This window comes from Methylobacterium sp. WL103, from assembly GCF_008039885.1.
GTDB lineage: Bacteria > Pseudomonadota > Alphaproteobacteria > Rhizobiales > Beijerinckiaceae > Methylobacterium > Methylobacterium cerastii.
Map to the genome: position 1 here is coordinate 1 of NZ_VRUX01000799.1, position 1,574 is coordinate 1,574.

General features: G+C 71.5%; 2 protein-coding genes. Both read right to left on the reverse strand.

The features are described 5' to 3' along the window. Positions 1–909: FAD-binding domain-containing protein (locus FV222_RS25565; RefSeq protein ID WP_147815961.1), on the reverse strand; the 909-nt coding region annotated here is incomplete at its 3' end. A gap of 128 nt (positions 910–1,037) precedes the next feature. Continuing rightward, the coding region (locus tag FV222_RS25570; RefSeq protein ID WP_147815960.1) for a molybdopterin cofactor-binding domain-containing protein at positions 1,038–1,574 on the reverse strand (537 nt) is incomplete at its 5' end.

The window sequence follows — 1,574 nt, forward strand, 5'->3', positions numbered from 1 at the left end:
GAAACGGGCCGCCGCCCGGTCCAGAGCATCGCGCATCGCGGTGGCGTCCGCCGCCCGGACGGCCTCGGACGCCCCCTCGGCATGCGCGATCAGCCCTCCGACCCGAACCACGCGCGCTGCGCCCAGCGGCAGGCTCTCCGGGTGCAGGTCGTCGAGGTGCAGGAGCAGGGCGACGTCGCCCGAGGGCGCTGCGTCGGCGGCCAGCAGGGCGACCTCGCGCGGCGGCATCGGCTCGTCGAGGGCGTCTGGATACTCGTCGAGGTTTCGAGGGTCGAAGCGACCCTCCGTGTAGCGCCGGATGTTCTCGGCACGCGCCACGTAGTGCTTGCCCCGCGTGTGCAGGCCCGCCACCCAGCGCCACGACAGGGTGTTGCTCGCCGGGTCGCCGTCGAGGAGGTGGCGCAGGAAGAAGTCCGCGCCGAGCGCCCAAGGCAGGCGCAAGGTGAAGATCCAGATCGAGGCGAACCACATCCGGGCGTGGTTGTGCAGCCAGCCGGTCTCGACGAGTTGCTGCGCCCAGTCGTCGAAGCCGTCGATGCCGGTCCGGCCCGCGATCGCGGCGTCGAAGGTCCGGCGTAGGCCGGGCTCGGCCGCAAGCCGCCCCCGGTCGGCCGCGGCAAGCGCGAGGAAGTCCGTCCAGGCTGCTGGGTGGGTCTCGAGATGGCCCTTGAAGTAGGTTCGCCAGAAGACCTCCGACACGAACTTCTCCGCGCCGCCATCGCCGAAGGCGGCTTCGGCGGCGGCCACGACCTCCGCTTCCGTCACGAGGCGTCGGCGCAGGTAGGGCGAGAGCGCCGAGGTGGTCGGCCGCGCGTCCGGCCCACGGTCGGTGTTGCGGGCGGCGGCGTAATCCGCCCCTGCCTCCGCGAGGAAGGCCGAGAGGCGGTCGAGCCCGACGGCGCGAGTCATCGGAAAGGTGAGGGGAAAGCTGCGATCCATGCCGTCGAGCTAGCGCGGCGCCGCGACGGCATGGATGCGACCGATTTCCCTAAAAACCCCCGGTGCCGGGATCGGTCCGGCTCCGGGGGGGATTGCGCTCAGGCCGCCTCGGGCAGCCGGTCGAGGAACTTGTCCAGGGTCAGCGGATAATCGCGGACGCGGATGCCGGTGGCGTTGTAGACGGCGTTCGCCACCGCCGCCCCGACGCCGCAGATCCCGAGCTCGCCGACGCCCTTGGCCTTCATCGGCGAGGACATCGGATCGACCTCGTCGAGGAAGATCACCTCCTGGTGCGGGATGTCGGCGTGCACCGGCACCTCGTAGCCCGCGAGGTCGTGGTTGGCGAAGAAGCCCCGCTTGGTGTCGACCGCAAGCTCCTCCATCAGCGCCGCGCCCGTCCCCATCACCATGCCGCCGATGACCTGGCTGCGAGCCGACTTCGGGTTGAGGATGCGCCCGGCCGCGCATACGGCCAGCATCCGGCGGACGCGGATCTCGGCGGTGTCGGCGTCGACGCCGACCTCGACGAAGTGGGCGCCGAAGGTCGATTGCTGCTGCTTCTTGGACAGGTCGCCGAACTCGATCGTGTCCTCGGCCGACAGCGCGCCCTGGGCGGCCGCCTCGCCGAGCGGCAC